This is a genomic window from Burkholderia cenocepacia, from assembly GCF_900446215.1.
In the GTDB taxonomy this organism is placed as follows: domain Bacteria; phylum Pseudomonadota; class Gammaproteobacteria; order Burkholderiales; family Burkholderiaceae; genus Burkholderia; species Burkholderia cenocepacia.
The window spans coordinates 1,672,522-1,698,358 of record NZ_UAQZ01000001.1; the positions used below are offsets into that span (position 1 = coordinate 1,672,522).

Consider the following 25,837-nt stretch of genomic DNA (forward strand, 5'->3'; position numbering starts at 1 on the left):
AACGCAACCATTCAGGATCGTGTCATGACCGAATGCGCGCTGACGTTCGCCAGTCAGGCCGAATGGGAAAGCTGGTTGGGGCAAAACGGCGGCACGTCGACCGGAGTATGGCTGCGGCTCGCGAAAAAAGGCGTGGAGCAGCGAACCGTCACCTACGAACAGGCGGTTGAGAGCGCCCTCTGCCACGGCTGGATCGATGGCCAAAAGAAGGCCGAGAGCGGGCAGTATTGGTTGCAGCGCTTTAGCCCGCGTTCCGCGAAAAGCATCTGGTCAAAAATCAACAAGGACAAGGCCGAAGCGTTGATCGCCGCAGGCAGGATGCAGCCGTCTGGCCTGTCCGAGATCGACAGGGCCAGGAAGGACGGCCGCTGGGAGGCGGCCTATACGTCGGCCAGCAACTCGATCGTGCCGGACGATTTGCAGGCGGCGCTGGACGCCAATCCGAAAGCCGCGAAGTTTTTTGCAACGCTGAACAGCCGTAATCGCTATGCGATCCTGTTCCGGATACAGAACGCCAAGAAGCCGGAAACGCGGGCGCGCAAAATCGCGGAATTCATCGACATGCTGAAGCGGGGCGAGACTTTTCATCCGTAGAGTGCGGGCTTCTGACGGCGTGGAGCGCCCGATTGATCATCGCCCGTTCGCGAACGTTCGACGTCGCCCGAAGCCGCGTCGCCGCTGCACGGCTACGCGGGCAAAAGGCCTGCCTTACGATAACTGTCGATCAGCGCGTCGTAGAGCGAGAGATCGGCACGGCTGCGCGCGATGAGCTGAGCGCCGGCGATGGCGGCGAAGATGGCCCGCGCCCGCTGTTTGCTCTCCCGAGCGCCGACCACTGCCGCCGCGGACAGCACCTTGCTCAACCACGCCACGTTCACGTCGGCGAAGGCCAGCACTTCCTTCATCACGACTTCCGGCAGGTCGTCGGTTTCGGCGGCCATGAAGCTGCACAGGCACAGGCGGTTGCCGGTCTCGAGCGCCTTGCGAAAGGTATCCGGATAGCGACGCAGGCAATCCAGCGGATCGCGCGATCGGGCCAGCATGTCGTCCAGCGCCGCCGCTGAATCTTCCCGATAACGCCTCGCTACCGCCGCGCCGAGATCGGCCTTGCTTTCAAAATGGTGGTAGATGCTCGCGGCCTTGATCCCCACCTCGTTGGCGAGATCCCGATAGTTCAAGCCGCCGTAACCGTGCGTCTGCGTGAGCCGCGTGGCGGCCGCCAGAATTCTTTCTCTCGAGTTCGAGCTCGCGTCGTTCGTCACTGCGTCAGTCTCCGCGCACGGGAAATGGTGTTGACACTCCGGATTGTACCTTATATGGTTAACCTAACAAACGTTAGGTAGATTCGCGGGCGACGTGTGTTCATGTCGTCCGATCCAGTGCGAACGACCATGGAGCGCGCCTGCAATGACTTCCCGTACCGCCAATTTCGACGTAGCCCGACTGCCCCTGATGAAGGTCTACGATTTCCCGACCGGGCCCTATCCGACCCGCGTGCGCATCGCGCTGGCCGAAAAGGGGCTGCAATCGCGCGTCGAGTTCGTGATGGTCGATCTTTACAAGGGCGAGCATAAAAAGCCCGAGTTCATCGCCGGCAAGAATTATTCGGGTACGTTGCCGGTGCTGGAGCTCGACGACGGAACCTGTATCGCCGAGTGCACGGCCATTACCGAATACCTCGACGCACTCGATGGCGCGCCCACGCTCACCGGCAGCACGCCTCGCGAAAAGGGCATCATTCACATGATGAGCAAACGCGCCGAGCTGGAGCTGCTCGACGCCGTCAGCGTCTATTTCCATCACGGCACGCCGGGGCTCGGCCCCGACGTCGAGACGTATCAAAACCCGGAGTGGGGGTTCCGCCAGCGCGACAAGGCGCTGAGGGGCATGCGCTACTTCGATGCCGTTCTGCAAAGCCGGCCGTATGTCGCGGGTGCGACGTTCTCGATGGCCGACATCACCGTCATCGGCGGTCTGATCTTTGCGATGCTCGTGAAGCTGCCGGTGCCTGAGGAGTGCGAAGCGCTTCGCGCCTGGTACGCGCGCATGCTGGAACGTGAGAGCGTCAGGAGCCAGCCGGTGTTCGCCGCCTTGACCTGAGCCGCCGCGGATGCGCGGCGACGTGTGTGAGGGTGAATGGGGAAGCCCGTGCATTGCACGATCGGAGAGCGGCTTCGGTCACCGCTATTCCCGTATCATCTGTCCGGTTCGCCAGGACCGTATCACTGACCATCCCAAGCTCATTCATCCGGGGGAGCCCCATGTTCGACCACGTCAAATTCGGCGTCAGCGACTACGCCGCCAGCAAGGCGTTTTTCCTCAAGGCGCTTGAACCGCTGGGCGTCGTGATTGTCGGGGAAGGCGAGCCGTCGTACGGGATAGAGATCAGTGCGCCCGGCAAGCCTTCGCTGTGTTTGTTCCAGACCGACGAGAAGCCGGCGCATCTCCACATCGCATTCGTGGCCGACACGCGGCGGCAAGTCGATGCGTTTCATCGCGCGGCGCTGGAGGCGGGGGCGAAAGACAATGGCGCGCCCGGGCTGCGGCCGCATTATCACGCGAACTATTACGCGGCGTTCGTCATCGGTCCGGATGGACACAATATCGAGGTGGTGTGTCATCGGGCGGAGGGGTGATGCGCCGGATCGGTAAAACGCTCGCGGTGATCTCGAGCATGGCGGTCGTCGGCATCGCCCACGTTCAAGCAGCCTCCGGCGAAACTGCATTCCCGCGTTTCACGCAATCCGAAGGCAAGCTCGATGCCGACGGGCTTCCGCTGTCGGGCGTGAAGCTCTGCGTGCTGCCCGACCGTGCGCCGTGCTTCGAGATGCCGCCGAAGCTTGTCCCCGGTTCCGCCAAGGAGCTGTACCAGTTCGGTCTGAATCCACGCTCCGAACGGCTGCCGATTGCGTCGGGCGGCTCGTGGGTGTTTTTCTCGGGAATGTTCTCGGGTGGCGGCAGCGGAATGCTGGAACGCGTCGCTGTCCTGCGTGTCGGCGCGAATGGCAAGATCGAGAACCTGATGCCGATCGTCACCGAAACCGAGATGGCCGATCGTGCGATGTGGAGCGTGCCAGAGGTGTCGCCGTATCCGCTGTTCGTCCGGGCCGACTACGTGTGGGGCAAGGGCGAGGATCATTTCGGCAAGCACGTCTTCGACGTCGACGCATGGACGTTCGATCCCGCCGCCAATCGATACGCGAAGCGCTTTTCCTACCGGACGAGCAAACGCTATGACAGAGGCGAAGGCGCGGATCGCGTGCTGAGTGCCGAGCGTCCGGAAATCCTGCGGCGCCTCGCCGCCGCCCAATAGCGTGTTACCGCTGTGCGTCCCCGTAAGTCTCCTTGCACACCGCGCGTAGCGCGTCGACGAGCAGATCGCGCGCGGGCGACCGCGAATCGGCGGAGCGCGTGAACAGCGCGATGGGCGGCAGCGTCCACACCAGCGAATACGGCACGATCGCCACGCCGGCGATCCGCACCAGCTCTTCCGCGATATCGGCCGGCACGATCGACACGGCTTCGTCGCTCGACGCGATCATTTCGCCGATCAGCTTCGACGAATAGCTTTCGACGATCGGCACGGGCGGCGCGATGCCGGCCGACAGGAACAGGTCGGTCACCTGTTCGCGCATCGGCGTGTGCGGCGCGCCGAGAATCCAGTCGAGCGCGTGCAGCTTGTGCCAGTCCAGCGGCGTGCGTGCGAGCTTGGCCGCCAGGCGCCGGCTCGCGATCATGCGCGGCTGCTGCTGGTACAGCACTTCGAACGAAACCTGCCCGAGATCGATCGCCGACGACGCGCGCCCGATCACGATGTCGACACTGTGATCCTTGAGTTGCAGCAGCAGCTGATCGCTGGTGCCTTCGTGAATCGTCACGGTCAGGCGCCGCTCCATGCGCGCTTGCAGCCGCTTCAGCGCGGCCGACAGCATCTGGCCGGAGATGAACGGAATCACGCCGATGTGCAGATGGGCCGCATGCCCGGCGGCGACGGCCTCCATCTCGCGGGCGAGGTGGTCGAGATCCTTGATCATCGCCTTCGCGCGCTCGAGCACGACCGCGCCGAGCGCGGTGGGCCGCATGCCGCGCGACGAGCGCTCGAACAGCGCCGTGCCGAACATGCTTTCCAGTTCGGACAGCGCGTTCGTCACGGCCGGCTGGCTGCTGGCCATGTGTTCGGCGACCCGCGTCAGCGATCCGTGCTGCTGGATCTGCAGCAACAGCACCAGATGCCGGATCTTCAGACGCGCGCCGAGCCGCCTGACCACGTCGTTTGCGTCAAAATTCATTGACTGGTCATGTATTCATCAGAAAAAAGTGATGGGCCGATATTAAAACAGAATCATCACGTTATGGCGGATCCCTAGAATCCCCTTCATGGATCGCGCCGGGATTGGCCTGGCGCCCACGCCGGGACCCAAAACATGAAACAGACAGAGACACAGCAGCAGGCCGCGTTCGACTACCACGAGTTTCCGACCCCCGGGAAGATCTCGGTCGTCGCGAGCAAGCCGCTGGTGACCCAGCGCGATCTGGCGCTGGCCTATACGCCCGGCGTGGCGAGCGTGTGCGAGTCGATCGCCGCCGATCCGCTGCAGGCGCACCGCTTCACGAGCCGCGGCAACCTGGTCGGCGTGATCACGAACGGCACCGCGGTGCTCGGCCTCGGCAACATCGGCCCGCTCGCGTCGAAGCCGGTGATGGAAGGCAAGGCCGTCCTGTTCAAGAAGTTCGCCGGGATCGACGTGTTCGACATCGAGATCAACGAGACCGATCCGGACAAGCTGGTCGACATCATCGCCGGCCTCGAACCCACGTTCGGCGGCATCAACCTCGAGGACATCAAGGCGCCGGAATGCTTCACCGTCGAGCAGAAGCTGCGCGAGCGCATGAAGATTCCCGTTTTCCACGACGATCAGCACGGCACGGCCATCACCGTTTCCGCCGCGTTCATCAACGGGCTGAAGGTCGTCGGTAAGTCGATCAAGGAAGTGAAGGTCGTGACGTCGGGCGCCGGCGCGGCCGCGCTGGCGTGCCTGGACCTGCTGGTCGACCTCGGGCTGCCGGTGGAAAATGTGTGGGTGACCGACATCGAGGGCGTCGTCTATCGCGGCCGCACCACGCTGATGGACCCGGCCAAGTCGCGCTTCGCGCAGGAAACCGACGCGCGCAAACTCGCCGAAGTGATCGGCGGCGCGGACGTGTTCCTCGGCCTGTCGGTCGGCGGCATCCTCACGGCGGACATGCTGAAGGAAATGGCGGCGCGGCCGCTGATTCTCGCGCTGGCCAACCCGACGCCGGAAATCTTCCCGGAACTGGCGCACGAGACGCGCGATGACGTCGTCATCGCGACGGGCCGCTCGGACTACCCGAACCAGGTCAACAACGTGCTGTGCTTCCCGTACATTTTCCGCGGCGCGCTCGATGTGGGCGCGACGACGATCACGCGCGAGATGGAAATCGCCGCGGTGCACGCGATCGCCGGACTGGCCGAGGAAGAGCAGAACGAAGTCGTCGCGGCGGCCTACGGTGCCTACGACGTGTCGTTCGGCGCGCAATACCTGATTCCGAAGCCGTTCGATCCGCGCCTGATCGTGCGGATCGCGCCGGCGGTGGCGAAGGCGGCGATGGAAGGCGGCGTGGCGACGCGTCCGCTCGCGAATCTCGATGCGTACGTCGAGCAGTTGCAGCAATTCGTCTACCACTCGGGCGCATTCATGAAGCCGCTGTTCGCGACCGCGCGTCAGCTCGTGCGTGACGGCGGCAAGGCGCGGATCGTGTTCACCGAAGGCGAAGACGAGCGGGTGCTGCGCGCGGTGCAGGTGATCGTCGACGAGAAGCTTGCGCGGCCGATTCTGGTCGGGCGTCCGGAGGTGCTGCTCGCGCGCATCGAGCGATTTGGCCTGCGTTTGCGACTCGGTCAGGATGTCGAAGTGACCAATCCGGAATATGACGAGCGCTTCCCGCAATACTGGACGAAGTATTGGGAACTGCGCTGCCGCGACGGTATTTCGAAGGAAATGGCGCGCGTGGAAATGCGCCGCCGCCTGACGCTGATCGGCGCGATGATGGTGCAACTCGGCGATGCGGACGGGATGATCTGCGGGACGGTGGGCGAGTATCACAATCACTTGCGGTTCGTGGACGAAGTGATCGGCAAGAAGCCGGGTGCGTCGACCTATGCGGCGATGAACATCCTGTTGCTCGATCAGCGGACGGTCGCACTGGTGGATACGCACGTGAACGACAACCCCGATGCGGAGCAGATCGCGGAATTCACGATCGCGGCGGCGCGCCAGATGGAATGGTTGAACCTGACACCGAAGGTCGCGCTGCTGTCGCGGTCGAATTTCGGGTCGGGGAGCGCGGCTTCGGGTGTGAAGATGCGCCGGGCGCTGGAGATCGTGCGCGAGCAGGCGCCGGATATCGAAGCGGATGGCGAGATGCATGGCGACTGTGCGCTCGATGAAGGGCTGCGCGCGAAGCTGCTGCCGATGTCGCCGTTGAAGGGGGCCGCGAATTTGCTGGTTTGTCCGAATGTGGATGCGGGGAATATTGCTTACAACCTGCTCAAGACCGAGGCGGGGAGTAATGTGGCGGTGGGGCCGTTCCTGTTGGGCGTTAATGCGCCGGTGAATATTCTTACTTCCAGTGCGACCGTGCGGCGGATCGTGAATATGGCTGCGTTGACGGTGATTGAGGCGAATCGGGGTGTGGCGGGCTGATTGATTGGCTTCGTGGGGCGGCTACGGCCGCCCCATATATTCGACAGCCCATGGAGATGTCGTGGGCTGCACTAGACACGTGGAGTGATCCGCGCAGCTGTGCGAATATCTGCTATTTGGATCCCCTGTGCTGTTAGGGTTTGGCGCATCTCGTTGAATACGGGCTGCTCACCCTTAGGATCTGAAATCGTCAAAATTGCCGTGAAAGGTACGCCATCGTCGGGCATCTCTTCGCCAGATCTCGTCAAATACTCAATGGCTAAACGCCAGTTCGACGATGGGCCTACTCCCTTTGGAAATGTCTTCTCGTACATTTTTACGGGGCTCCATTTCATGCCGTGTTCGATCAGTTCGGCTTCGACTATGGGAACGTCAACTCCCCCGGGCAGATAAACTGCGTCAAGACGCCCCTTCCAGCGTCCGTTAGATTGCTCTTGTTGTAAAGCTGCTTCGATGTTTACACGGACAAATTCCGCGCCAAATCTTGGATCGATTGGTGGCGATGCAACAAGAGTCAATTTGGCACGACCTCTACACTTCCCGCCGTCTCCGACGAGGGATGAAGGCCACGGAAATCTGAATACAGCCTGCTGATTGCGTCGGATTCGCGATGCGATTACGAGTGTTATTTCGTGATCGTCCTTCTCAAGGATTTCATGTGCGGAGGGAGGGACGCCGAAGCCGACAAGATGTCGAGCGATTTGCGTCAGGGTCCGCTCTTCGAGGGTTCTTGGGATCTTGGCGTGATGTACCAACAGGCCAATCAGCGTCTCCCTCGATACCTCTCCTTCGATCAGGTGATCGAGTACCGATGCAGTTTTTGCCACCAATGGCGTGGCATAACTGGTTCCGCAGCCATCAGTGAGCGCACCATGAGGAGTAATAGAGAATAGGCCGTGTCCCAATGTTGGATGTGCGCTACCCCATCCTCCGATATGGGCTAGATCCGGCTTTCCTCCTGCTCGGAGTCCTGGCCCTCGGCGACTGTAACGACTAGGTGCATGCGCGATTGCAGTTTCGTGGCCAGGCGGATTTACTGCAGCTACGGTTACGCTCCGGACGCTCTCTGCTGGCATGAACAGGCCATCATTCCTAGCCGCCGCGAGGCCGGCAAGTGAAGTTGCTGGGTCGGATGACCATTCGGCTCGCAAGTCTCGGCCATCCAAGTTGCCAGCGGAAACGAACAACAGCACATCTTGCGCGTCGGCGATCTGATCTAATCGGCTGGCGTACGGGCTATATCTGTCCGGTCGTGCGGGCTGCACCACGTTCAAGCTCATGTTGTACACACGAACACCGTATCTGGCACGCGCGTCAGCAACAGCCGACTCGACTTCATCAAAAAACTGTGGCACGCCGTCGGGATAGTAGCTTTGAAAGACTCCCGGTTGGTCGGTATCGGGGAAGACCGCGATGTCTACCAATTCGGCGCCGTCGGCTTCTGGGCAGCAGCCGGGGCCATTTAGACCCAGGCCTGCTACAGCCAGACCTCCAATAAATGTTCCGTGCCGAGGATCACCGTCGCCATCAGCCATGAGATCCCATTTTCCTGTAACCCAGTCTGAAAGTGCTTCACCGACGCCACCGTCTATGATGCCAAGCTTCGGGTACGACCTCGTGGCGTCTCTAACTGGCAATTCGGCAGATTCTGGTCGCATGCGTGGCGATCCCCGCTCCGACTGAACAACAATGCCGGGTAGACTGATGCGGCGCACCAATGGATGTCTATCTAGGAATGCGAGCAACGAAGCATGTCGTACTGTGCTTGCATCGAAAAGCGCACTTTCGTGGCGGCGTTCCGTTGTTGCTAAGGACAAGCGCAGCAAAGGCGGGGAACTAGATTGTCAAACGCATTTGAAATCTGAGCCACTTCGCGCCTGATCGCGCAAAGTAAAACTGAGCCAGTCGTTACTTCTTCGATGACGAGACGTGACCGGCTTGACGTTGCTGTCTCAGTCTGTAGCTGTCTCCTTTGATCTGGATGATGTGGGCATGGTGCAGGATGCGGTCGAGCATCGCTGCAGTCAGTGTGGTGTTGCCACCGAAGGTCTCGTCCCACTGCGCAAACGGCAGGTTGCTGGTCAGGATCATTGAACCGCGCTCGTAGCGTTTGGCGACGATCTGGAAGAAGTGGCTGGCCTGATCTCCCGAGAGTGGCAGATAGCCAATCTCGTCGACGATGAGCAACCTCGGGCCGAGAATGTTGTGTCGAAGTACGGCGTCGTATCGCTCCTGTCGGCGTGCGGCCTCGAGCTGCAACATTAGATCCGCCGCCGTAATGAACTTCGTCTTGATGCCGGCCTGCGTTGCAGCGTATCCGATCGCTATCGCGAGATGCGTCTTGCCCACGCCTGACGGGCCAAGCAACACGGCGTTCTCGCCCCGTTCGATGAAGCGCAGGGTGGCGAGCTCGTCGATCGTCTTGCGCGGGGCCCCGACGGCGAAGCTGTAGTCGTAGTCATCCAGTGTCTTGAGAGCGGGGAACCCCGCCATGCGCACCAGTGTTTGCCGCGAACGAACTTGCCGCGTCTCTCGTTCGTGCGCGAGCGCGTTCTCGAGGAAATCGAGGAAACTCCATTGTTTGGCCGCCGCGTCGCTGGCCAGAGCGACGTATCGGTGCATGAGCCCCTCGAGCTTCAAACTCTGGCAGTGCCCGTCGATGCGTTCCTGCTGCAAGTTCATGCGCGCACCTCGGTCAGTAATTGCTGGTAGACGGACAACGGGTGCTGGATCGACATTGCTGGATCAACGCGTGGCCGAGCGACGGCACGAGCCGGCAATCGGGGCACCGCGTAACCCGGCATATCGCGCAAGCAAGCCCGTTCGCGTTGCTCCAACAGAATCGCGGGTGCCAGCCCTGTAACCGGATGCACTCGCTGGTTAGCCACGTCGCGCAGCCATTTACTCACCTCGACGTTCGCAGTCACGGCATCGAGCATCAAGCCGGATTGCTTGAGCCGGCTCGCCAGCGGCACATAGAAATTGCCACGCAGGTAGCGGTGGAATCGCTCGACCTTGCCTTTGGTTTGCGCGCGGTACGGTTGGCACAGTCTGGGTAGGAAGCCGTACCGCTTGGCCAGATCGAGCATGCCGGCGTGCCAGCGGTGTTGACCGTCGCCATATGCATCGCGCTCGACAACGATAGTCTTGGCGTTGTCGTAAAGGATCTCGCGAGGAACGCCACCCAAGGCTTCGAACAGCGCATGATGACAGGCGACCAGCGTCTCGGCGCGTTCATCGGTGGTGAAGCGTGCCCAGCGCCACCGACTAAACCCGAGCGTGGCGGTGAAGGCGTAAAGCGGGTCGGTGCCTCGGCGGAAGACCACGAAATCGCACTGCATCTGCCGGCCAGGCTCGGTCTCGAACCTCACGACCGGGTCTGGCTTGGGCACGGACTTATGCGCGTTCATGAAAGCCTGCAGGCTTCGCAGTTGGCCCTCGTAGCCGCGCGCACGCAGCTCGCGCAGCAGCGCCGGCGCAGCGATGATCTCGGGTGCTGCGGCGCTCATGCGATCGAGGATGTACGCCTCGAACGCTCCGAGCTTGGTTGGCCGCGGTTCACGCGGCTTGTAGCGCGGCACGTCCTCGGCCGACAGGTACCGCGCCACCGTGTTGCGAGAAATACCCAGGCGCCGCGCGATCTCGCGCTCCGATACGCCTTGGGCTTTGAGCACATGGATTTGCATCCACTGTTCCTTCTGGAGCATCGCCAGCCTTTGCGCGCAAAAGGCTGACTGTACTGAAAGGTGGCTCAGATTTACTTCGCGCGAAGTGGCTCATTATTACTTTGCGCCCAACAAGATTGACCGAGGCGGATGGATAGCAGCTTTTGGCCGGCTTCTCCCGATGCCAGCGCTTGTACTGAGAGCCCACGGCCGAGCCGAGACATGCCGTCGTAAAACGACTGGTACATGCGTCGATGACTCGCGTCAAATGTGTCCCACTGGGATCGAAGAGGGGGCGTCTCGAAGAGTTCGAGTAGATAAGCACTACCAGTCAACGGATTCGACAGCCACGCGACAGCCTCTTCTACGGAGAAGTCTCGTCGATCGTCTGCGCCATAGATTTCGAATCGGTCGATCGCTCCCGTCTCACTGCGGCGTTTGGTCGGATGAGGGATGGCACGCTCCTGCTTCTCTACGAAGCGCCAGTTTGTGTCCGGTTCGGCCCGAAGGATTTCGGATGCAATATCTCGAAGGGCATCGGGCGTTGCCTGGGCAACCATGACCCCTAGATCCGTCCCACCCACTATTGGGGTGCGTGGATTTTTGAACAACGCCTTAATCGGTCGATGACTCTTCGCCCATGCTTCGCGACGAAGGATTATCTTTATGTACCCTATGTCAGTCTCGGGCTGAGCTTCTAGGCCACTGGCTATTGAGCGCAGTTGCTCTGCAAGTCGGGTTTTGTGCTGAGCAAACTCTTGGTCCCGATCCGCGAAGAAATCCGTCTGCGGGCCACCTCCACCCGTTTCTCGGGCTTCGTGAAAATTCTCTGGATTAAGAACTATCTGGATCGGGCTAACCATTTCATATTCTCCAATGCAAACGCGTTAGCGAGCTGGTCGCCCGATTTGGCGACTCACGGTCGATTTGTCCTTTCCGGCAACTTCTCCGATATCGGTAAGGGAAAAGTTCAAGTCCGGATCACTCTTCATGGCTCTAAACAATGTACCCGGCTCGGCAAACAGCAGCGCTCGTCGCGATTCTTCGACGCGAGCAGCGTTTCGGGTCGCAAATTGTTGCAGTGTGTCAAGCAGACCTCTCGCTGATTCGTCGTTCACGACAGTTGCCTTCTTATATGTCCGAACGAGCATTTCAATCTCGGCACCACTTGCCCCTTCAGTGAACCAGGCGATAAGGCGAAGATGGCTTTCGGGAGGAGCCAAAGGTGCCATAAACGTTCTCGCTATGTCCATTCTCACCTGAAAATCGGGTTTCGGGATTTCCAGTTGGACTTCAAATCTTCGCCAGACTGCAGGGTCAAGCAGGCGAGCGTGATTCGTTACTCCAATGGTGAATCCATTTTCCTTTCGAAGATCAAGATTTTGAAGTAATGCATTAACCACCCGCTTTATTTCGCCAACCTCCTGAGGGTCATCGCGAACTTTTGCGATCGCGTCGAATTCGTCGAGAAGGAGTACGCATTGGTATCGATTAGCGAAACTAAACAGGTTGGCAATATTCCGTGCCGTTGTACCAAGGAATGAGGAAATTAATCCGTCTAGCTTCACAAGGACAACAGGGAGCTGAAGTTCATGGGCCATCCACAGTGCCAGTCGTGTTTTTCCGGTCCCAGGGGAGCCAAATATTAAACATGTCCTGGCGGGTGGGACGTCCATAGCCTCCAGTGCTTCTGCATGGGTCAGTTCTTGAAGAACGGATGTCACAGCTTGTGTGACCGCTGCGTTGAACAGTGGCGGCTGCGGCTGTATATCGGACGGAAAGATAATTTCAGCAAGAGGGGCCGCTGTCTCTCTGTCGACTGGCGGGAGCGTGTTCCGTGTGAGAGCCTCTCCGCCCCCAACGGTCTTGGAGGCGGTGAGGCGGCTTGGCGCAACTTCAATATTTTTATCGCTAGCTGCGATTAGGCCAGTAAGAGACGCTGCCTGTTTTGTCTCTCCCTGATTAGTAAGAGCGTCACGTAGTCGCTCCACTTGCTTGCGGACTGCTGGCGAGGGTGCTGCCAAGGCAGCACGGCACAACGCCTGCACGATGGGGAAATGTTCCATAACTACTCCAAAGACGGGGTTGCATCGGATTGACCCCTAATAAGCATGAGAAATTGAACGATTTTGGGGAATTGTACCGCAATCGTTGCGAAAAAATATATTTTTGTTGCAAGTACTGTGCTGTTTGTTGCGTTATGTATTGATGGTGTGGCGATTGATGAGGTCGAGGCGTGGGCGGCGGCGGGCGGCGTGAAGGCAGATTGAAGTCGATCATGCGCGACTTCTCATTTAGTTGACGTGTCCGTTTGCGCATCTGGGGCATCGCCATCTTCAACGACTGTCACGACCGCCTGAGAGGACGCACTACATCCGGCGAATCAATCACCCGAATCAAACATCCGTTCGACAACCCGCCCCGAACCCCGTATCACCGCGCATCGCCACCACACGCCCCACCCCGATGTAATGACCAAACCGCAAGACCTAGTGCATAGATATCGTTTGCCGAGCCCTTAATGACTATCGACAATCGTGGCTCGAATTCACCGCCGCGGCGCCAGAAGCGCCTTGGCGGCCGGCGCTCGACGGCTATCCCGGCCGTCCGCGCCCACCAGCTCACGACGACATGTACGCGTTCACGCCCTCATTCCAAAACCCTGCCGGCTCGCCGATCCGCGAGTTGTTCAAGTACCTGTCCGAACCGGGCATGATTTCCTTCGCGGGCGGCTATCCGGCCAGCGACCTGTTCGACGTCGACGGCCTGAACGCGGCCGCCGAACGCGCGTACGCGCAACCCGTCCGCTGCCTGCAATACGGCCCGACCGACGGCCTCGCCGAACTGAAGCAGCAACTGATCGCGCTGATGGCGCGGCGCGGCGTCGCGTGCACGCCGGCCGAACTGCTCGTCACGACCGGCTCGCAGCAGGGCCTCGACCTGCTGTTGCGCGTGATGGTGTCGCCCGGCGACGTCGTGCTGACCGAGCAGCCGGCTTACCCGGCCACGCTGCAGGCGATGCGTCTGCAGCAGGCGCGCATCGTGACGATCCCCGTCGACGGCGAAGGCCTCGACGTCGATCGTCTCGCGGCGCAGCTCGCGTCCGGCGCGATCGCGCAGCCGAAGCTGCTCTACACGGTCCCGACTTTCGCGAACCCGACGGGCGCGACGCTCACGCGCGAACGCCGGCTGAAGCTGCTGCGTCTCGCGGTGCAATACCGTTTCCTGATCGTCGAGGACGATCCGTATGGCGACCTGCGTTTCGCGGGCGAAGCCGTGCCGTCGATGCTCGCGCTGGCCGGCGAGGTGGGCGGCGCGCGCGACTGGCTCGTGCATTTCGCGAGCCTGTCGAAGATCGTCGCGCCGGGGCTGCGGGTGGGCTGGACGATCGCGCCGGCCGAGATCACGCGGCGCTGCGTGATCGCGAAGCAGACGGTCGATCTGTGCAGCACGCCGTGGACGCAGGCTACTGCCGCCGAATATCTGGCCGACGGTGCGCTCGAACGCCATCTGCCGCGTATCACGGCCGCGTACCGGCGCAAATGCGACGCGATGTGCGACGCGCTGCGCGACGGGTTCGGCGATGCGATCGAATTCCATCGTCCCGAAGGCGGGATGTTCGTGTGGGCGCGGCTTGGCGCGGTGCCGTCGGACGTGCTACTGCAACAGGCGATCGCCAACAAGATCGTGTTCGTGCCCGGCAAGGCGTTCTTCGCGGACAACGTCGACGCGGCATCGCTGCGCCTGTCGTTCGCCGCGCCGGACGTCGAGGCGATCCGGGAAGGCGTCGCGCGCCTCGTGCGCGCGTATGGTGCGGCGCTGGCCGCGTGAGGAGACATCAGCGTGAATATCACCGTCAACGAAACGGCATCGATGGGGGCGGCGGCGAGCGCCGCGTATAAGCAGCCGGCGAAGCATCGGTCGTCGCAGATCAGCGCCGGCCCGCAGTATGTGGCCGACGTGCTCGGCCGTTTCGGCGCGGAGCCGGCGGCCGACGCTGCCGATGCGGCGCCGGTCGTGCTCGGCTACAACTGACCGGCACAACGGCGGCGACGCATCCCATGCGCGCCGTCGCCGCAACAAACGGTTAAGCTTGCGCGATCGAAACACCGACGATCGCCGCCGCCTCATGTCCGACTCGACCTCCGCATCGCTCGCGCAAACCTACGATCGCCTCTGGTCCTGCCTCGAATCCGGCGTCAGCGTGCAGCGCTCGCCGTTCACGATGTTGCAGGCGGCGACGCTCGGCCTCGACGGTGCGCCGAAGGTTCGGACGATCGTGTTGCGTCGGGTGAATCGCACGGAGCGCGTGCTGTCGTTTCATACCGATGCACGTTCGGAGAAAGTCGCGGAGTTGCGTCGCGATCCGCGCATCTCGATCGTCGCCAATGACCTCGATGCACTCGTGCAGATTCGCGCGGAAGGCGTTGCGTCGATCTGCGACGACGAAGCGCAGCGGCGCGCGATCTGGGCATCGAGCCGTCCGCATACGCTGCTGCTGTATCGCGCACCGTTGCCGCCCGGTACGCCGGTCGCGTCACCGGAAGCCGCGCATCTCGACAGTACCGCGCCGACCGGCGACGGCTACGAAAACTTCTGCCTGATCCACATGACGGTCACGCGCATCGACTGGCTCGAACTCGCGCGCGCCGGCCATCGTCGAGCGGTATTCGACCTGAACGACAGCGGCGACGAAGCCCGCTGGATCGCTCCCTGACGCCAGCCAGGCGAGCCCACGCGGCTCAAGGCCGCCCGTCCGACGCGGCCTGGATCATCCACGCGCGCATCACCGCGATCGCGTCGTCGTCGCGGCGCTCGGCCGGATACACGAGATAGAACCCCATCGACAGCGGAAACGCGAAGACGAACGGCTTGCACAGCCGTCCGGCGGCGATGTCGCGCTCGACGAGCGGCTCGGTCGCGAGCGCGATGCCCTGGCCGGCGACGGCCGCGTCGATCGCGAGCGACGTCTGGTTGAAGCGCAGCCCCTTGTGCGGATCGACGTCGACCGGTTCGGGCATCGCCGCGAGGAATTCGGGCCACAGATCGTGCGCGTCGTGCAGCAGCACCTGGCCAGCGAGCGCGCGCGGCGAAGCCGGCGCGGTCAGCACCGACGGGCTGCACACCGCGTACACGTCGAGCGGGAACAGCGCATGGGTGGCGAGATGCTTGCCGAACGGCGGCTTGCCGTAGCGGATCGCGAGGTCGACGCCGTCGTGGCGGAACGTCGCGATCTGCGGATCGGCGATCACGCGCACGTCGTAGTCGGGATGCGCGTCGGTGAACTGCGCGAGCCGCGGGATCAGCCACTTCGACGCGAACGACGGCGTCGTGCTGATCGTCAGCGCGGCGCGGCGCTTGACGAGCTTGTCGGTCGCGTCGGCGATCGCATGCAGCGCGCGCTGCACGTCGGAGAAGTACGCGGCGCCGTCGTGCGTGAGCGCGAGGCCGCGCGGCAGGCGCTCGAACAGCTTCAGGCCGAGCACGTCCTCGAGGTGGCGCACCTGCTGCGCGACGGCGCCCTGCGTGACACCGATCTCGTCGGCGGCGGCGCGGAAATTGAGGTGCCGCGCGGACACTTCGAACGCACGAAGCGCATTCAGCGGCGGCAGGCGGGAAGGGCGTGGCGGCATCGTGAGGCTGTAGAAAAACTATCGGCTGGCGGCAGAAATACTGGTTCGACAGCCGGAATCGATGGGCCTACATTAACACCATGGCGCGCCGAATGGCGGCTGCGCGACGGCAGAATCGAAACGAGGAGCGGATCGTGACTGTAGAAAAAGTGGCGCTGATCACGGCGGCGGGCAAGGGCATGGGCGCGGCGATCGCGCGCGAACTGGCGGCGACCGGCTACCGCGTCGCGCTGATGTCGCCGTCGGGCAGCGCGGTGGCGCTCGGCGAGGAACTGGGCGGCTTCGGCATCCAGGGCTCGGTGACGGAAGAAGCCGATATCGACCGGCTCGTGCAGGAAACGGTCGCGCGCTACGGGCGGATCGACGCGGTCGTGAACAACACCGGCCATCCGCCGAAGGGCGAGCTGCTGGCGATCACCGACGACAACTGGCACGCGGGCCTCGACCTGATCCTGCTGAACGTGGTGCGCGTGATGCGCCGCGTGACGCCGATCTTCCAGAAGCAGGGCGGCGGCGCGGTGGTCAACATCTCGAGCTTCGCGGCGGACGCGCCCGAGCAGCCGATGCCCGTGTCGTCGGCGCTGCGCGCTGCGCTGAGCGCATGGACGCGCCTCTACGCGGAACGCTATGCGGCCGAGAACATCCGGATGAACGCGGTGCTGCCGGGCTTCATCGACAGCTGGCCGGAAACGCCGGACATCGTCGCGCGCATTCCGGCCGGCCGCTTCGGCAAGACCGGCGAGATCGCGAAGACGGTCGCGTTCCTGCTGTCGGACGGCGCGGGCTACATCACCGGGCAGAACATTCGCGTCGACGGCGCGATCGTCAAGGCGCTCTGAGCGCCGCATCGGCGAGCAGCCATACAGGCGTGGCCGCTCGCCGCGCAACAGCTACAAACGCGTACAAATCAGACAAATCCGGGATACATCAGACCTTTCGAATAGGCGACGCCGCGTGACGAGGGCGCGCCTGATTGAAAGCCTGGGCGCGATCTCGCGCGCGGCATGTTCACTTTCCACTTCACGAAAGGAGATGCCGAACGATGTCTTCCACACCGTTTTCCCCGATGCGTCGCCACCTGCTGGCCACTTCCGTGGCCGCCGGGGTGTCGGCGATGCTGCCCACCGCGCTGCATGCGGCTACCGGCGCGAGCGGCATACGCCCGTTCACCGCGCACATTCCCGATGAAGCCGTGGCCGACCTGCGCCGTCGCATCGCCGCGACGCGCTGGCCGGGCCGCGAGACCGTCGCCGACGAATCGCAGGGCGTGCGGCTCGCGCGCATGCAGGCGCTGCTGCGCTACTGGGGCACCGACTACGACTGGCGCAAGGGCGAGGCGCGCCTGAACGGTTTCCCGATGTTCATCACGGAAATCGACGGGCTCGACATTCATTTCATTCACGTCCGCTCGCGGCACGAGAACGCGATGCCGATGATCATGACGCACGGCTGGCCCGGTTCGATCTTCGAGTTGCTGAAGGCGATCGGCCCGCTGACCGATCCGACCGCGCACGGCGCGAGCGCGGACGATGCGTTCCATGTCGTCGTGCCGTCGCTGCCGGGTTTCGGTTTCTCGGGCCGGCCGACGAAGACCGGCTGGGGTTCGGATCACATCGCGCGCGCGTGGGGCGAGCTGATGGCGCGGCTCGGCTATACGCGCTTCGTGTCGCAGGGCGGCGACTGCGGCTCGGTGATCTCGCACCGGATGGCGATGCAGCGCGTGCAGGGCCTGGCCGGGATTCACGTGAACATGCCGGCGACGGTGCCGCCGGACATCGCCACGCTGCTCGCGACCGATGCGCCCGCGCCGGCTTCGCTGTCGCCGAAGGAGAAGGCCGCGTACGAGAAGCTCGCGACGTTCTATCGCGACAACTGCGGCTACTCGGCGATGATGGTCACGCGGCCGCAGACGGTCGGTTATGCGCTGGCGGATTCGCCGTCCGGACAGGCCGCGTGGATGTACGACAAGATCTCGCAGTGGACGTACAGCGGCGGCGTGCCCGAACGCTCGATTCCGCGCGACGAGATTCTCGACGACATTTCGTTGTACTGGTTGACCAATACAGCGACGTCGGCCGCGCAGATCTACTGGGAGGATCACTCGAACAACTTCAACGCGGTCGATATCTCGTTGCCGGCGGCGATCACGGTGTTTCCGGGCGAGATCTATCAGGCGCCGCGCAGTTGGGCCGAGCGCAGTTATCACAACCTGATCTACTTCAACGAAGTCGACAAGGGCGGGCACTTCGCGGCATGGGAGGAACCGGAATTGTTCGCGCGTGAAGTGCGTGCCGGGTTCCGGCCGTTGCGGCGCGTGTAAGCGGGGTCGGTGCGATGAATGCGGGCCGGCCTGTTGTGCGGCCCGCGTTTTTCAAACACCGGGTTTCGATACGGATTGAATCCTCGCGTGAGCATTAGAGTGGCGATGGGGTGCCTGTCAAAAGAGGCTGCACGACCAGTGTGAATCCATCAGCTTCCCGACAATCGCCGCGGCAAAGTAGATGCCGGTTAGCGTGACCAGGAACCCTATCCATGTCACCTCGATTCGTTGAAAACGTCGGACAATCGCCGCAGCCGCGGCGCAGACAACGAGTCCGATCAACATGCTGGGCGCATGATGGATGACGCCGGCCATCACGGCGAAGGCCGAGAGAAACAGCGCCCAGTTCAGCGCGTCGCCGAAGGAACTGCAGGAGGCCGTGGAATAGCCGAAGAAGCCCGCAAACGCGAGAGCCGGAAGCCCGAGCACGATCCAGATCATCGCGAGCCAGAATGGCGGTCCACTCGCGGTTCGTTTCAACGAATGCATGCCTTGTTCATCGATATCGGCCAAATCGATCACCTCGAATTGAATGGATGAATACCGCGCAACGTCGATGGCGAATCGCCGCACGGCTACGGTTGCTTCCCTTTTCCAACGACATGCCGCGCCTATGCAATCGCCTGCAACGCCTGCGCAAACCGCTTGTCCGCCAGATACGCAACGTTGAACCGGCAATACTTCGACGGACGATCGGCCTGCGGCGAGAACACCGCCCCCGGCGCGAGGATCACGCCGCGCTCCAGCAGCGCCTGTGCGAGCGACATCGAATCCGGCCAGCCGGGCAGCGCGGCCCACAGATACAGGTTCTGCTCGCACGGCCGATAGACCTCCGCGCCGAGACGGCCGAGCGCATCGAGTGCGGTGCCGGTCGCGCGCCGCAGCTTCTCCTGCAGATGATTCGTATGCCTGAGAAAGTGGCCATCGCTGACGATCGCGTCGAGCGTGCGTTCGCAGTATTCCGAGCTGCTGACGTGCGTCAGCATCTTCACGTCGGCGAGATCGCTGGCAAGCGCTGCATTGCACGCGAGAAACCCGACACGCAGCGCGGCCGACACCGATTTCGAAAAACTGCCGATATAGATCGTGCGGCGCAACTGGTCGAGCGTCGCGATGCGCGTGAGCGAGCGCGGCCGCAGGTCGGCCAGCGCATCGTCCTCGACGATGATCAGGTCGTGCGCGTCGGCGAGCTGCAGGATGCGGTGCGCCTTGGCCGCGCTCGTATCGGTCGCGGTCGGGTTGTGGCCGACCGATTGCGTGAAGAACAGCTTCGGCCGGTACGCGGCGATGTGCTCGGCCAGCTTCGCGACGTCGGGGCCGTCGATCTCGCGCGGCACGCCGACGATGTTCGCGCCGCTCAGCTTCAGCTTGCCGAACAGCGGGTAGTAGCCGGGGTCGTCGACGAGCACGGTGTCGCCGGGGCGCACGAAATAGCGCAGCACGAGGTCCATCGCCTGGTTCGCGCCGTGCGTGAGCACGATCTGCGCGGGCGGCGCCTCGATCTCGTAACCGGCGAGCTTCTGTTGCAGCGACTGGCGCAGCGGCAGGTAGCCGAAGCGGCTGCCGTAGCGGAACAGCGATGCGGCGCTCGTGCGCATGATGCGCTGCTGGTACTGGTTCAGTCGCGTTTCCTCGAGCCACTCGATCGGCGGGAAGCCTTCGCCGAGATTGAGCACGTCGGGCTTCACGTGCAGTTGCTCGCGCATCAGCCACACGATGTCCATCGCGCGGTCGAGCGAGCTCGGCTCGTCGAGGTCGGGCGTGGCCGCCGCGCGTCGCGTGACGAAGAAGCCGGAGCCGCGGCGCGGCTCGATCAGGCCGTCGGCCGCGAGCATCTCGAACGCGCTGATCACGGTGTTCTTCGAGCAGCCGGACGCCTCAGCGTATTCCCTGATCGACGGCAGTTTCGCGCCGGCCGGCAACACCCCTTCCTCGATCTGTCTGGCGAGATTGTCCGCCATCGCGCCAGACAGGCTGGCTTTTGCACGCTGTTTCATCGGAATCTTCCGTCGGGCCGGCTCACTGTCATGGGTACGGTTGAGGGACTGTCTGCGCCGTCTGTACCTTTTCAATGGGTACAGCGTGACTATTATTCGGCTATCCACTGCCCGCCGCAAGCACCGACGGGCAATACCGCCACCCCGCAACAGTCAACCCATCATGCCGATCGATTCCGCCTTGCCGAACTTCCGCTCGCTGACGCCCGAGCAACGCCTGTCCCACCTGGCCCGCGTCGTCGGGCTCGACGATGCCGAGCACGCGCTGCTCGCCCGACCGGGCGCGCTGCCGCTCGATACCGCGAACGGAATGATCGAGAACGTGATCGGCACGTTCGAGCTGCCGATGGCGGTGACCGGCTACTTCCGGATCAACGACCGGGACGTGATCGTGCCGATGGCCGTCGAGGAGCCGTCGATCGTGGCGGCCGCATCGTACATGGCGAAGCTGTCGCGCGCGGCGGGCGGCTTCCGCACGTCGAGCAGCGGCCCGCTGATGCGTGCGCAGGTCCAGGTGGTCGGCGTCGACGATCCGTACGGCGCGCGGCTCGCGATCCTGCGTCATGCGGCCGAACTGATCGCGCTCGCGAACAGCCGCGACAAGGTGCTGGTCGGGCTCGGCGGCGGCTGCCGCGACATCGAGGTTCATGTGTTTCCCGACACGCCGCGCGGCGCGATGATCGTCGCGCACCTGATCGTCGACGTGCGCGACGCGATGGGCGCGAACACGGTCAACACGATGGCCGAGACCGTCGCGACGCGCATCGAGGCGATTACCGGCGGCCAGGTACGGTTGCGGATACTGTCCAACCTCGCCGACCTGCGGCTGGCGCGCGCGGAGGTACGGTACTCGGCCGCGACGCTCGCGACCGACGATTACGCCGGCGAAGCGGTGATCGACCGTGTGATCGACGCATACGTGTTCGCGGCCACCGATCCGTACCGCGCGGCGACCCACAACAAGGGCATCATGAACGGCATCGATCCGGTGGTGGTCGCGACCGGCAACGACTGGCGCGCGGTCGAAGCCGGCGCGCATGCGTACGCGAGCCGCAGCGGCCGCTATACGTCGCTGACGACGTGGGAGAAGGCCGCGAACGGCGACCTCGTCGGCACGATCGAGATGCCGATGCCGGTCGGGCTCGTCGGCGGCGCGACGAAGACGCATCCGCTCGCGCGCCTCGCATTGAAGATCATGAACGTGACGTCCGCGCAGGAACTCGGCGAAATTGCGGTCGCGGTCGGGCTTGCGCAGAATCTCGGGGCGCTGCGTGCGCTCGCGACCGAAGGGATCCAGCGCGGCCACATGGCACTGCATGCGCGCAACATCGCCGTCGCGGCCGGCGCGACGGGCGCCGACATCGACCGGATCGCGCAGCGGATGGTCGCGGCGAAGGACGTGCGTACCGATTTCGCCGTCGAGCTGCTCGCAGGCCGCAGCGACGGCTGACGCGCGGCTGCGCGCCGCGTGATCGACGCGGTGTGCAGTCCGCGCCGCGCCGGCATGGCCGGCGACATATCAAACCAGGAGGAGACACATGGAACAGACCGGTTCAAGCGCCGTCGCACCCGCGCCGCATCGCACCCGGCCGTTGGCCGGCGCCGATGCGGCGGCCGCGACGCTCGTCGAGGTGTGGGGCGACACGGTGGCGACGAAGCATCTCGCGTGGTCGGTGCTGCTCGGCATCGCGATCAGCCTCGGCGCGTTCGAGATCGGCCGCATCGCGCTCGCATCGTTCGTGCACGACGCGGCGATCGCACGCGCTTATGCGATGCTGATCGGCCTCGGCGGCTGCCTGCTGGCCGGCACGATCTGCGCGGTGCTGTTCAAGCCGAAGCGCACGGTGATCGAGCATGCGGCGGGCAGCGCCGAGCGCGACGACGCCTTGCGGCAACTCGCCGAAGCATCGGGCGGACTGGGCGCGACGAGCGACCTGTCGGCCAGCGCGCGCGCCGAGATGGAGGAGCTCGGGCTGCTCGACCTGTTCGCGTCGTACGACGCGTCGACCGGGCGCGCACGCGCGGGAGGCCGCTGATGGACGCACTGCTGCAGGCGTTGCCGGCCGCGTTCGCGATGGGGCTGCTCGGCGCGATCGTGTTCTCCGGCATCGGGCTGATCTCCGGCACCGACGAAACGACGACGATCGCGCCGCTCACGTTGCTCGTCGCGCTGCTCGGCGTGCCGCCGGCCGGCGTGTTCACGTTCTTCCTCGCGGGCGCGGTGGCCAAGCACATCACGCATGCGATCCCGACCGCGCTGCTCGGCATTCCCGGCGACACGATGGCCGCGCCGCTGCTGCAACAGGCGACGCTGCTGCGCGCGCTCGGCGTGCCGCACATCGCGCTGCGCAAGATGATCTCTGGCGCGATCGTCGCCGCGTTCGTCGCGCTGCCGCTCGCGGTGCTGTTCGCGTCGCTGCTCGCGCCGTTCGGCGCGGCGATCGCGAAGGCCGCGCCGTGGGTGTTCCTCGCGGCGGCCGTCGGCATCGCGTACTGTTCGGCGGGGCGCTGGGCATCGGTGCTGCTGCTGGTGCCGTTCGTGATGCTGGTGGTCGGGCTGCAGGCGCTCACCGGTCATTACGGCGTGAAGCTGAGCGTCAGCTACTTCCTCGGGATCGCGATCGGCCCGCTGGTGGCCGACCTGTTCTCGATCCTGTCGCCGGCCGAGCGGCGGCGCATGCGCCGCGACGGGCCGTCGACGTTCGTGCTCGCGCCCGACGTGAAAAGCTGGCGTGGCTATTTCCCGAATCCGCTGAAGGTGCTCGACCGCGAGCAGGTCGCGTGGACGGTCGGCACGGCCGCCGTGTCGAGCGCGACGTTCGTGTTCAGCCCGGTCGCGATGACGGTGCTGATGGGCGAGATCGTCGGCGCGCGCGTGCGTCATGCGTACCAGCGCCTGACGACCGTGATCGCCGCGCGCAACGGCGTGACCGAGGCCACCTATATCGCCGAAGCGCTGATTCCGCTGATCGCGTTCGGGCTGCCGCTGAGCCCGGTGGCGGCCGGCCCGGCCGCGCCGCTGTTCAATGCGCCGCCGCGCTTCACGGTCGACGCGGCGAGCGGGCAGATCCACAACCTGCATACGCTGATGAGCTGGCCCGCGTTCCTCGGCTACGGGCTGCTGGCGATCGTGCTGGCCGCGCTGATCGCGTATCCGCTCGCGATGCACCACGCGCACCGCGCGGCGGCGTTCGTCGCGCGCAAGCTGAGCCATGAAGCGATCATCGCGACCTTCGCGGGGCTGATCGTCGTGATCGGCGTGTGGGAAGGGCAACTGCTCGGGCTCGCCGTGATCGTGACGATCGGCCTGTTCGGCGGGATGCTGTCGCGCCTGTTCGCGTTCAACACCGGCGTGCAGTTCATGGGCTATTACGTCGCGGTGCTCAGCGTGCCCGCGATCGCCAGGCTGTTCTGACACGCCGGCGCACCGGGCCGCGAGTGCCGCGCGGCCGCGCCGAAGCATCGTTTTCTCGCGATTTTTGAATCGCTGTGTGTCGTGTTCGCACACGGATACGTTGGGATACAAAGCGTCCGGATGGTTCGGATATAAAACCGGTGAAGCGATTCGCACGGCGGCGCGGTGCCATGCGCCGCCGCTGCGAACGGCGACACCCGATTGCCCGCACGTGCCGCGGGCCCTTTCCTGAGCGATCGACAATGGAGAACGAGTCATGCCTGATACCGTGAACACCCGCCGCCGCCTGATCCTGGGCTCGACGCTGGCGAGCCTGAGCCTGGCCGACCTCGGCTTCAGCGCGCTCGCGCATGCGCAGTCGGCGCCCGATGCATCGGCGGCGAAGCGCCCGGCCGGCGCTGCGTCGCTGGGCCCGATCCACCAGATCGACGCGGGCGTGCTCAACGTCGGTTATGCGGATCTCGGACCGAAGCAGGGCCCGGTCGTGTTCCTGCTGCACGGCTGGCCGTACGACATCTACAGCTACGCGGACGTCGCGCCGTTGCTCGTCGCGGCCGGCTATCGCGTGATCGTGCCGTACCTGCGCGGCTACGGCTCGACGACGTTCCGCTCGGCCGACACGGTGCGCAACGGCCAGCAGGCGGTGACGGCCGTCGACATCGTCGCGCTGATGGATGCGCTGAAGATCGACCGCGCGGTGTTCGGCGGCTACGACTGGGGTGCGCGCACGGCCGACATCATCGCGGCGCTGTGGCCGCAGCGCGTGAAGGCGCTGGTGTCGGTGAGCGGCTACCTGATCGGCAGCCAGGCGGCGAACGCCAAGCCGCTGCCGCCGCAGGCCGAATTCCAGTGGTGGTATCAGTTCTACTTCACGACCGAGCGCGGCGAACTCGGCTACGCGCAGAACCGCGATGCGTTCAACAAGCTGATCTGGCAACTCGCGTCGCCGAAGTGGCAGTTCTCCGACGAGACGTATGCGCGCTCGGCCGCGTCGTTCCGGAATCCCGATCACGTGGCCGTCGTGATCCACAACTATCGCTGGCGGCTCGGGCTCGCGAAGGGCGAAGCGCAATACGACGACATCGAGCGGCGTCTCGCGGCCGGGCCCGCGATCACCGTGCCGACGATCACGATGGAAGGCGACGCGAACGGCGCGCCGCATCCGGAGCCGGCCGCGTACGCGAAGAAGTTCACCGGCAAGTACCAGCACCGGACCATCACCGGCGGCATCGGCCACAACCTGCCGCAGGAAGCGCCGCAGGCATTCGCCGATGCGATCCTGCAAGTGGAGCATCTGTGATGCGGGCCCGCGTGGGAATGGGGCGGCGCGGCGCGCGCCATGTGCTCGTCGCGGGCGTGCTGCTGGCCGGTGCGTGGTCGGCGAGCGGTCCGGCCGCGTTCGCGGAGCAGCCGAAACCGGCCGCGGCCGCGTCGCCGATCTACGGCGTGACGATTCCGCCCGGCTACCGGAAGTGGGAGATGGTCGCGCCGGCCGAAGAGGCCGCACCGCTCGACGAACTGCGGGTGGTGCTCGGCAACCCGGTCGCGATCCGCGCGCTCGAACAGGCGACGCTGCCGTTTCCGGACGGCACGATCCTCGTGAAGCTCGCATACAAGCGCAAGCAGTCCGACGAGTTCGCGCCCGCGACGGTGCCAGGCCAGGCGACGACCGTGCAGGTGATGGTGAAGGATTCGCGCCGCTATGCGGCGACGGGCGGCTGGGGATTCGGGCGCTTCATCAACGGCGTGCCAGCCGACCTCGGCCAGCATCAGACATGCTTTGCATGCCATCAGGCGCGGGTAAAAAACCACGATTACGTGTTCACGCGGCTCGCGCCGTGACGTGACACGGAGAGGTGAAGGTGAAGGTGACGGAAAGGCGTGCCCTGCGAGGCACGCCTTTTTTCGTGGTGCGCGGGGAACGGCGCAGCGCGTCGGCAAGCCGGTTTGTATCGCACTGTATCTGCGGCCGCTCCTGAAAAACTGGCATGCAGAAAGCCCCGGTTTCGGAAACATGCCGGATACGTGCGCGGGTTCTACTGTCGACATGCAGCAAACGTTCGGTGCCAGGCGTTCGCACCG

General features: G+C 64.0%; 25 protein-coding genes. 15 read left to right on the forward strand and 10 right to left on the reverse strand.

Translation table 11 applies throughout. The annotated features are described in order from the left end of the window. The first annotated feature begins 24 nt into the window (after positions 1-24). A complete protein-coding gene (locus tag DTA15_RS07815; protein ID WP_006484534.1) occupies positions 25-594 on the forward strand; it encodes a YdeI/OmpD-associated family protein in 570 nt (189 codons plus the stop codon). A gap of 92 nt (positions 595-686) precedes the next feature. On the opposite strand, the gene DTA15_RS07820 is transcribed toward DTA15_RS07815, so the two are convergent. Further along, entirely contained in the window at positions 687-1,262 is a 576-nt protein-coding gene (locus DTA15_RS07820; RefSeq protein ID WP_006484556.1) for a TetR/AcrR family transcriptional regulator, read from the reverse strand. A gap of 145 nt (positions 1,263-1,407) precedes the next feature. Between DTA15_RS07820 and DTA15_RS07825 the strand changes: the two genes are divergently transcribed. The 3 genes from DTA15_RS07825 (at position 1,408) to DTA15_RS07835 (ending at position 3,313) form a co-directional block, all read left to right on the forward strand. Beyond that, the gene (locus DTA15_RS07825; RefSeq protein ID WP_006484642.1) at positions 1,408-2,100 is read left to right on the forward strand and encodes a glutathione S-transferase; all 693 of its coding nucleotides are present in this window, start codon (positions 1,408-1,410) and stop codon (positions 2,098-2,100) included. Positions 2,101-2,261: 161 nt separating this feature from the next. Then, positions 2,262-2,636, forward strand: a complete 375-nt coding sequence (locus DTA15_RS07830) for a VOC family protein (protein ID WP_006484605.1) — start codon at positions 2,262-2,264, stop codon at positions 2,634-2,636. Next, positions 2,636-3,313: a hypothetical protein gene (locus DTA15_RS07835; protein WP_006484526.1), complete on the forward strand. Its 678-nt coding sequence runs from the start codon at positions 2,636-2,638 to the stop codon at positions 3,311-3,313. Before DTA15_RS07830 ends, DTA15_RS07835 begins: the two co-directional genes overlap by 1 nt. A gap of 4 nt (positions 3,314-3,317) precedes the next feature. On the opposite strand, the gene DTA15_RS07840 is transcribed toward DTA15_RS07835, so the two are convergent. Further along, a complete protein-coding gene (locus DTA15_RS07840) occupies positions 3,318-4,289 on the reverse strand; it encodes a LysR substrate-binding domain-containing protein (protein WP_006484599.1) in 972 nt (323 codons plus the stop codon). A gap of 135 nt (positions 4,290-4,424) precedes the next feature. Here DTA15_RS07840 and DTA15_RS07845 point away from each other — a divergent pair, with 135 nt between their 5' ends. Then, positions 4,425-6,725 carry an NADP-dependent malic enzyme gene (locus tag DTA15_RS07845; protein WP_006484543.1) on the forward strand — a complete coding sequence of 767 codons (2,301 nt, stop codon included), beginning with the start codon at positions 4,425-4,427 and terminating at the stop codon, positions 6,723-6,725. A gap of 71 nt (positions 6,726-6,796) precedes the next feature. Here DTA15_RS07845 and DTA15_RS07850 read toward each other — a convergent pair whose 3' ends face one another. The 5 genes from DTA15_RS07850 to DTA15_RS07870 form a co-directional block, all read right to left on the reverse strand. Then, complete coding sequence (locus tag DTA15_RS07850; protein WP_227743189.1) at positions 6,797-8,260, reverse strand: S8 family peptidase; 1,464 nt, start codon at positions 8,258-8,260, stop codon at positions 6,797-6,799. Positions 8,261-8,633: 373 nt separating this feature from the next. Next, positions 8,634-9,407 (reverse strand): IS21-like element ISBcen13 family helper ATPase IstB, encoded by a 774-nt coding sequence (gene istB / locus DTA15_RS07855; RefSeq protein ID WP_006482411.1) that lies wholly within the window; start codon positions 9,405-9,407, stop codon positions 8,634-8,636. Next, complete coding sequence (istA, locus tag DTA15_RS07860; RefSeq protein ID WP_006482449.1) at positions 9,404-10,432, reverse strand: IS21-like element ISBcen13 family transposase; 1,029 nt, start codon at positions 10,430-10,432, stop codon at positions 9,404-9,406. The genes istB and istA overlap by 4 nt, the downstream gene beginning before the upstream one ends. Positions 10,433-10,482: 50 nt before the next feature. Beyond that, positions 10,483-11,253: a hypothetical protein gene (locus DTA15_RS38515; RefSeq protein WP_154317710.1), complete on the reverse strand. Its 771-nt coding sequence runs from the start codon at positions 11,251-11,253 to the stop codon at positions 10,483-10,485. Between the two features lie 24 nt (positions 11,254-11,277). After that, positions 11,278-12,456 carry an AAA family ATPase gene (locus DTA15_RS07870; protein ID WP_012493117.1) on the reverse strand — a complete coding sequence of 393 codons (1,179 nt, stop codon included), beginning with the start codon at positions 12,454-12,456 and terminating at the stop codon, positions 11,278-11,280. 565 nt (positions 12,457-13,021) lie between these two features. Here DTA15_RS07870 and DTA15_RS07875 point away from each other — a divergent pair. The 3 genes from DTA15_RS07875 to DTA15_RS07885 all read left to right on the forward strand — a co-directional run bounded on the left by DTA15_RS07875 (position 13,022) and on the right by DTA15_RS07885 (position 15,107). After that, the gene (locus tag DTA15_RS07875; protein ID WP_006484628.1) at positions 13,022-14,221 is read left to right on the forward strand and encodes an aminotransferase-like domain-containing protein; all 1,200 of its coding nucleotides are present in this window, start codon (positions 13,022-13,024) and stop codon (positions 14,219-14,221) included. A 12-nt stretch (positions 14,222-14,233) separates the two neighbouring features. Next, positions 14,234-14,425 (forward strand): hypothetical protein, encoded by a 192-nt coding sequence (locus tag DTA15_RS07880; RefSeq protein ID WP_006484538.1) that lies wholly within the window; start codon positions 14,234-14,236, stop codon positions 14,423-14,425. A 94-nt stretch (positions 14,426-14,519) separates the two neighbouring features. Continuing rightward, positions 14,520-15,107: a pyridoxamine 5'-phosphate oxidase family protein gene (locus DTA15_RS07885; RefSeq protein ID WP_006484622.1), complete on the forward strand. Its 588-nt coding sequence runs from the start codon at positions 14,520-14,522 to the stop codon at positions 15,105-15,107. 25 nt (positions 15,108-15,132) lie between these two features. On the opposite strand, the gene gcvA is transcribed toward DTA15_RS07885, so the two are convergent. Continuing rightward, on the reverse strand, positions 15,133-16,023 hold the full coding sequence (gene gcvA / locus DTA15_RS07890; protein ID WP_006484640.1) for a transcriptional regulator GcvA: 891 nt from the start codon (positions 16,021-16,023) through the stop codon (positions 15,133-15,135). 134 nt (positions 16,024-16,157) lie between these two features. On the opposite strand from gcvA, the gene DTA15_RS07895 reads away from it, so the two are divergent. Together DTA15_RS07895 and DTA15_RS07900 are read left to right on the forward strand one after the other, a co-directional pair. Further along, a complete protein-coding gene (locus DTA15_RS07895) occupies positions 16,158-16,862 on the forward strand; it encodes an SDR family oxidoreductase (protein ID WP_012493118.1) in 705 nt (234 codons plus the stop codon). A 203-nt stretch (positions 16,863-17,065) separates the two neighbouring features. Further along, the gene (locus DTA15_RS07900; protein ID WP_006484637.1) at positions 17,066-18,343 is read left to right on the forward strand and encodes an epoxide hydrolase family protein; all 1,278 of its coding nucleotides are present in this window, start codon (positions 17,066-17,068) and stop codon (positions 18,341-18,343) included. A gap of 117 nt (positions 18,344-18,460) precedes the next feature. Here DTA15_RS07900 and DTA15_RS07905 read toward each other — a convergent pair whose 3' ends face one another. Both DTA15_RS07905 and DTA15_RS07910 read right to left on the reverse strand, forming a co-directional pair. Continuing rightward, a complete protein-coding gene (locus DTA15_RS07905; protein WP_006493887.1) occupies positions 18,461-18,916 on the reverse strand; it encodes a hypothetical protein in 456 nt (151 codons plus the stop codon). Between the two features lie 38 nt (positions 18,917-18,954). Then, positions 18,955-20,340: an aminotransferase-like domain-containing protein gene (locus tag DTA15_RS07910; protein ID WP_006484635.1), complete on the reverse strand. Its 1,386-nt coding sequence runs from the start codon at positions 20,338-20,340 to the stop codon at positions 18,955-18,957. A gap of 163 nt (positions 20,341-20,503) precedes the next feature. Here DTA15_RS07910 and DTA15_RS07915 point away from each other — a divergent pair, with 163 nt between their 5' ends. From DTA15_RS07915 to DTA15_RS07940, 5 genes are all read left to right on the forward strand, one after another. Then, positions 20,504-21,790 carry a hydroxymethylglutaryl-CoA reductase, degradative gene (locus DTA15_RS07915; RefSeq protein WP_006484539.1) on the forward strand — a complete coding sequence of 429 codons (1,287 nt, stop codon included), beginning with the start codon at positions 20,504-20,506 and terminating at the stop codon, positions 21,788-21,790. Between the two features lie 88 nt (positions 21,791-21,878). Continuing rightward, entirely contained in the window at positions 21,879-22,376 is a 498-nt protein-coding gene (locus DTA15_RS07920; RefSeq protein WP_006484516.1) for a hypothetical protein, read from the forward strand. After that, positions 22,376-23,755: a tripartite tricarboxylate transporter permease gene (locus DTA15_RS07925; RefSeq protein WP_006484537.1), complete on the forward strand. Its 1,380-nt coding sequence runs from the start codon at positions 22,376-22,378 to the stop codon at positions 23,753-23,755. The genes DTA15_RS07920 and DTA15_RS07925 overlap by 1 nt, the downstream gene beginning before the upstream one ends. Positions 23,756-24,011: 256 nt before the next feature. Beyond that, positions 24,012-25,055 (forward strand): alpha/beta fold hydrolase, encoded by a 1,044-nt coding sequence (locus DTA15_RS07935; RefSeq protein WP_006484595.1) that lies wholly within the window; start codon positions 24,012-24,014, stop codon positions 25,053-25,055. Continuing rightward, complete coding sequence (locus DTA15_RS07940; RefSeq protein ID WP_012493119.1) at positions 25,055-25,597, forward strand: cytochrome P460 family protein; 543 nt, start codon at positions 25,055-25,057, stop codon at positions 25,595-25,597. Before DTA15_RS07935 ends, DTA15_RS07940 begins: the two co-directional genes overlap by 1 nt. The last annotated feature ends 240 nt before the right edge of the window (positions 25,598-25,837 follow it).

Excerpts from the sequence above, each read along its gene's own strand:
- DTA15_RS07815 (WP_006484534.1), top strand. The coding sequence starts at position 25 with ATGACCGAATGCGCGCTGACGTTCGCCAGTCAGGCCGAATGGGAAAGC.
- DTA15_RS07825 (WP_006484642.1), top strand. The coding sequence starts at position 1,408 with ATGACTTCCCGTACCGCCAATTTCGACGTAGCCCGACTGCCCCTGATG.
- DTA15_RS07830 (WP_006484605.1), top strand. The coding sequence starts at position 2,262 with ATGTTCGACCACGTCAAATTCGGCGTCAGCGACTACGCCGCCAGCAAG.
- DTA15_RS07835 (WP_006484526.1), top strand. The coding sequence starts at position 2,636 with ATGCGCCGGATCGGTAAAACGCTCGCGGTGATCTCGAGCATGGCGGTC.
- DTA15_RS07840 (WP_006484599.1), bottom strand. The coding sequence starts at position 4,289 with ATGAATTTTGACGCAAACGACGTGGTCAGGCGGCTCGGCGCGCGTCTG.
- DTA15_RS07845 (WP_006484543.1), top strand. The coding sequence starts at position 4,425 with ATGAAACAGACAGAGACACAGCAGCAGGCCGCGTTCGACTACCACGAG.
- DTA15_RS07850 (WP_227743189.1), bottom strand. The coding sequence starts at position 8,260 with ATGGCTGATGGCGACGGTGATCCTCGGCACGGAACATTTATTGGAGGT.
- istB (WP_006482411.1), bottom strand. The coding sequence starts at position 9,407 with ATGAACTTGCAGCAGGAACGCATCGACGGGCACTGCCAGAGTTTGAAG.
- istA (WP_006482449.1), bottom strand. The coding sequence starts at position 10,432 with ATGCTCCAGAAGGAACAGTGGATGCAAATCCATGTGCTCAAAGCCCAA.
- DTA15_RS38515 (WP_154317710.1), bottom strand. The coding sequence starts at position 11,253 with ATGGTTAGCCCGATCCAGATAGTTCTTAATCCAGAGAATTTTCACGAA.
- DTA15_RS07870 (WP_012493117.1), bottom strand. The coding sequence starts at position 12,456 with ATGGAACATTTCCCCATCGTGCAGGCGTTGTGCCGTGCTGCCTTGGCA.
- DTA15_RS07875 (WP_006484628.1), top strand. The coding sequence starts at position 13,022 with ATGTACGCGTTCACGCCCTCATTCCAAAACCCTGCCGGCTCGCCGATC.
- DTA15_RS07885 (WP_006484622.1), top strand. The coding sequence starts at position 14,520 with ATGTCCGACTCGACCTCCGCATCGCTCGCGCAAACCTACGATCGCCTC.
- gcvA (WP_006484640.1), bottom strand. The coding sequence starts at position 16,023 with ATGCCGCCACGCCCTTCCCGCCTGCCGCCGCTGAATGCGCTTCGTGCG.
- DTA15_RS07900 (WP_006484637.1), top strand. The coding sequence starts at position 17,066 with ATGTCTTCCACACCGTTTTCCCCGATGCGTCGCCACCTGCTGGCCACT.
- DTA15_RS07910 (WP_006484635.1), bottom strand. The coding sequence starts at position 20,340 with ATGAAACAGCGTGCAAAAGCCAGCCTGTCTGGCGCGATGGCGGACAAT.
- DTA15_RS07915 (WP_006484539.1), top strand. The coding sequence starts at position 20,504 with ATGCCGATCGATTCCGCCTTGCCGAACTTCCGCTCGCTGACGCCCGAG.
- DTA15_RS07920 (WP_006484516.1), top strand. The coding sequence starts at position 21,879 with ATGGAACAGACCGGTTCAAGCGCCGTCGCACCCGCGCCGCATCGCACC.
- DTA15_RS07925 (WP_006484537.1), top strand. The coding sequence starts at position 22,376 with ATGGACGCACTGCTGCAGGCGTTGCCGGCCGCGTTCGCGATGGGGCTG.
- DTA15_RS07935 (WP_006484595.1), top strand. The coding sequence starts at position 24,012 with ATGCCTGATACCGTGAACACCCGCCGCCGCCTGATCCTGGGCTCGACG.
- DTA15_RS07940 (WP_012493119.1), top strand. The coding sequence starts at position 25,055 with ATGCGGGCCCGCGTGGGAATGGGGCGGCGCGGCGCGCGCCATGTGCTC.